This is a genomic window from Bacillus sp. JJ1609, assembly GCF_036967045.1.
Lineage (GTDB): Bacteria > Bacillota > Bacilli > Bacillales > Cytobacillaceae > Mesobacillus.
Genome location: NZ_JBALSS010000041.1, coordinates 10,950 through 15,499, shown reverse-complemented (window position 1 = coordinate 15,499; position 4,550 = coordinate 10,950). Strand labels below are relative to the sequence as shown.

The 4,550-nt window shown below is 41.6% G+C and carries 4 protein-coding genes; all 4 read right to left on the bottom strand.

Features of this window, described 5'->3' with window-relative positions; translation table 11 throughout:
* Window positions 1-131 precede the first annotated feature (131 nt).
* Entirely contained in the window at window positions 132-1,010 is an 879-nt protein-coding gene (gene rsmA / locus V7654_RS22430; RefSeq protein ID WP_335433059.1) for a 16S rRNA (adenine(1518)-N(6)/adenine(1519)-N(6))-dimethyltransferase RsmA, read from the bottom strand.
* Window positions 1,003-1,563: a ribonuclease M5 gene (gene rnmV, locus V7654_RS22425; RefSeq protein ID WP_335433058.1), complete on the bottom strand. Its 561-nt coding sequence runs from the start codon at window positions 1,561-1,563 to the stop codon at window positions 1,003-1,005. The genes rsmA and rnmV overlap by 8 nt, the downstream gene beginning before the upstream one ends.
* Before the next feature lie 237 nt (window positions 1,564-1,800).
* On the bottom strand, window positions 1,801-2,985 hold the full coding sequence (locus V7654_RS22420) for a ubiquitin-like domain-containing protein (protein WP_335433061.1): 1,185 nt from the start codon (window positions 2,983-2,985) through the stop codon (window positions 1,801-1,803).
* A gap of 237 nt (window positions 2,986-3,222) precedes the next feature.
* Entirely contained in the window at window positions 3,223-3,990 is a 768-nt protein-coding gene (locus tag V7654_RS22415; RefSeq protein ID WP_335433057.1) for a TatD family hydrolase, read from the bottom strand.
* Window positions 3,991-4,550 lie beyond the last annotated feature (560 nt).

Below are 4,550 nucleotides of genomic sequence, written 5' to 3'. Positions count from 1 at the left end.
CAGAGCTTAAAAATCAACAGTGATCGTTAACACAGCAAACTTTTTAAATATATGCCTAACTGCTCACTAGTGGCACTTAAGGCATAGAAAAAAGCCCGGATTCAGCCGGACTTTACTTCAGTAGTGCTTCATTAATGAAAATAAGGATATAGAGCCTCACTAAGCCTCGCAAATTCTTCGATAGACAAAGTCTCTCCTCTTCGCGATTCCACAATCTCAGCCTGCTTGAGCGCTGCAAGTATGTCTTCTTTTTTCTGTTTTCCGTTCGGAAGCTGGCTTGTCAGATTGTTCAAGATCGTTTTCCTTCTCTGGGCGAAGCTCGACCTTGTAACGTGGAAAAAGAACGATTCGTCTGTTACTTTTACAGGCGGTTCATCATGCAATGTCAGCCTGATGACAGCGGAATCTACGTTAGGCTGGGGCATGAATACCGTTTTTGGCACAATCATGACAGTCTCAGCTTTTGTATAGTACTGGACAGCAATGGACAATGAGCCATACTCCTTCGTCCCAGGCTTAGCCGAAATCCGATCCGCAACCTCCTTCTGTAGCATGCAGACGATTCCCCTGATTGGCAGTCTTTCCTCAAGCAGCTTCATCAAGATGGGTGTCGTCACATAATAAGGAAGGTTGGCAACAACCATTACTTCCTCCTGTCCTGCGAATTCGGTTTCAATCACAGCCTGTACATCCGCTTTCAAAACATCGCTATGGATGATTTTTACGTTCGGGTACGGCGACAGTGTATCCTCCAGTATTGGCAGCAGCCGCTGGTCAATCTCAAAAGCAACGACCTTTTCCGCTCTTCTTGCCAATTGTTCCGTAAGGGCTCCGATTCCTGGACCGATTTCAATCGCTCCGCTTTTTTCCGTTAGTTCTGCATGGTCAACGATTCTGTTTAATATATTAGTATCAATCAAGAAATTCTGCCCTAAGCTCTTCTTAAAAGAAAATCCGTATTTATCAAGTATTTCCTTGGTTCTTACAGGTGTCGCTATATCCTTATGCATCTTGCTCCTCCTTAAGGATTTCAGCTAACGCATCTGCGAAATCCTGTCTTTTCACCTGAAACATCATTAAACGCTTGTGAAGCTGTTTTCCATTTGTGTATCCGATTCTAAGCAGCCTGCCAAGCTTTTCACGCCTTTCCTTAGCACCTGGTCCTCCAATCAGCCCGGCAACGATCAAATCCTCTTGGCTGATTTCTTCGACCGCTTCCGTGTCCATTACCTGCGCACCCTTAAGAGCTTCCCTGATCACTTCAGGTGAAGCATGTTCAACACCTATTCCGCGCCCGGACTTTGGCTTGGCTAATTCTTTCGGTATAAAAGCATGCTTGCAGCCGGCTATTTGTTCCGAAATCGTTTTACGGATTTTCTCACCAGGATAATCCGGGTCCGTAAAAACAATGACTCCTCGTTTTTCATGTGCATTGCGAATCCGTTCAATTGTTTCCGCATTGATCGCTGATCCATTTGTTTCTAATGTATCAGCATCCACAGCACGGCGAATCGCGGTTGTATCATCCTTGCCCTCGACTACGATTATTTCTTTTATTTTCATGTTTCCTCCAATACGAGCACCTTAATAAATCCTTAAAAAAATTTCAAAAAAAATTTAATATTTCTCTGAAATACTTGAAACATTTCTGCAATATAATCGTCTATATAGGTGAAAACATTTTAGATTAGTTTATAACTCCATCGGGTAAGAAAGAAGTAACACTTTTCTTATTATACCTTAAACCTATCTAAGCTAAAAAACAAAAAATGCAGAGGAAGGTTCCCCTGCATCCATGAATTAATTTAGAATTTTGATTTTGACGCGTTTATTTCCCCAGCGGAATGCATCTGATTTAGATGGGAAAAAGACATCAATTTTAAAGCCCTTTATTGCAGAACCTGTATCCGCTGCTATTGCATAACCATAGCCCTCAACGTATACTTTAGTCCCTAATGGAATAACCCTGGGATCCACCGCAATTACTTTTGCATTTGGATTCGCCCTTAAGTTGATTCCAGTCGCTGTGTAACCAGAACAGCCATTGCAATTAGCCGTATACGCAGTGGAAGACACATAAATTTCCTTGCCTGCAGGCTCGCTTGACCCACGTGAAACTTGAGCAACTAACACTTTAGTTCCCATCGCCACGACTTTATCCTGTTTTTCCTTCATTTTCTTCTCGCTGACCAGTTTTCTTGAAACTTCTTTGCCGTTTTCCAAGACTACTTCATAACGCTTGGATAGTAAGCCTTCCTGGCCTTCGTTTACGACTTTCTGTTTACCCTTTTCCAGATTGCTGTCGTTTTTGGTGATGACTGCATAATTAATTGGTTCTTCCACTACATCGGTGACTTTTTCAACTCGAATGACATTAATCACGGCATTTTTTGTGACTGTCTGCTTAAGTTCAGGTTCAACACGGTCTAATTTGTTGAGTGTAATCCCTTGCTGTGATAAAAAGTCAGCGACCGTAGTCGAAGTCGACCACACATCTTGCTTCTTGCCGCCTACTACAAGTTTAAGCGGGAAAGCTCTTTGAATGGCAATCTTCATATCCTTTTTCAGTTTAGCGTCTGGGTTTAGGTTTAACTGGTCGTGTTCGTTCAAAACAATATTTTGTTCCTTCAGGAAGTCCTTCACAGTATCGGCTGCTGTCCAATACGTTTTCTTTTCCTGATTCTGTATTACCTCTACCTGTTTTGCCGGCTTCCACACGATGGCTAGATCATTCTGTACTTTCGTGTTTGCCGCCAGCGATAAATAGTCCTCTGAGCGCAATGAAATATCGAGATCATTAAATAATTCCTGGATTGTATTCGCGTGTGTTTTAATGACTCTTTCCTGTCCGTCCAGCGTCAATGCCACTGTCTTTTTGGTTCCTTCATACATGAAGATCCCCAGAGCAGCCGCAAAAACTAGGAAACTAGTAGAAAAAATCACCAGCTTCTTCTTACTCAAAGTCTTGGAAAACAGGTTTTTCATACTATTAATCACGATGAAAAACGCCTCCTCTTCTCGGAGTGATTATAAAGATATTGTTGCCGACTTGTCAACCCAGACACCCCCGCCAAAGGTAATCCCTATTATGCAAGAAGCTCCATAAAAAGAAAAGCAAGAGTTATCGACACGGTTATCCTATGTTGGAAGTGAGACATGTAGAACTTTTTAGAATCACAATTTTTTTGGACAACCTTGCTGATAAATCGACAACATTCTTTATCACTTTATGCCGAATATTTTTTTTGCATTTTTGGTTGTTGCTTCAGCAATCTCCTCAAAAGATAACCCTTTTAATCCTGCAATTTCTTCGGCGACCAGTTTTACATAGGCAGGCTCGTTCCTTTTCCCGCGATATGGATGCGGAGTCAAGTACGGGCAATCTGTTTCTACTAACAGACGGTCCAGCGGAATTGATTCTGCGACTTCCTTCGGTTTCTTGGCATTCTTAAATGTAACTGGCCCGCCAAGCGAAATATAGAAGTTCATATCAATGCATTCAAGCGCTGTTTCCACGCTCCCGCTGTAGCAATGCATAATCCCGCCAACTTCCCCTGCGTTCTCTTCCTTTAAAATCTCTACTATGTCAGCTGTTGCGTCACGATTATGTATGATGATAGGAAGTTTCACTTCTCTTGCCAGCCTGATTTGCTTACGGAAAACCTCTTTCTGTATTTCCTTGGGGGATTTGTCCCAATAATAATCAAGCCCCATTTCCCCAAGTGCGACCACCTTCGGATGGCTTGCCAGCTCCTTCAGCCAATCAAGGTGTTCTGGTGTCATATCAATTGCATCAACTGGATGCCAGCCAACGCTCGCATGGATAAAATCGTACTCCTCAGCGAGCTCGATTGCTTTTTTGATTGTCAGCTCGTCAAACCCGACTACAACCATATTGGTTACACCTTCAGCAATTGCCCGGTCAATGACCTCCTGGAGATCGTCGTTAAATTGTTCTGCATTTAAGTGTACATGTGTGTCAAAAAGCATCTTCAAACTCCTTTACTGGCACCGCTTACAGCTTCATTCTAACAATCATTGATTGTATGTAGAATAGACAGGCGACTATGTTCTTAAAATCGTGATAAAGTTTTGTCGATATCATAACTTTTTTCAGCGGTTAAGGTCAAATTTTTGGTTCTGAATATTTAAAAACCCGACAATTGACGGGAATTGCAAACGTGCATTTTTCTTCTATTTAAATTAATATCTTGTAGAATTAATTCCCTTTACATCCAGTACTTTATAGGACAAATTTCATTAATATCATAACTTTTTTGTCCTTTATGAAGGCCCTATTGAACAAATCTTTTTTAAATTATGGTAGTTTTGTCCTTCATGAAGGCTCTATTGAACAGTTTCCTTAAAAGTAATGACAGGAATGTCCTTTATGACGATTCCATTAGCCAATTCTCCCCAACAGTTTGCTCTTTTTAAGCATGAAAAAACCTGGAAATGTTACACATGGAACATTTCCAGGTTTTTCTTGTGGAATAAGAAAGTATAAAATTCACTTCGAGAATTGGCCAGCTCCAGCGCCTAGCCCCTCG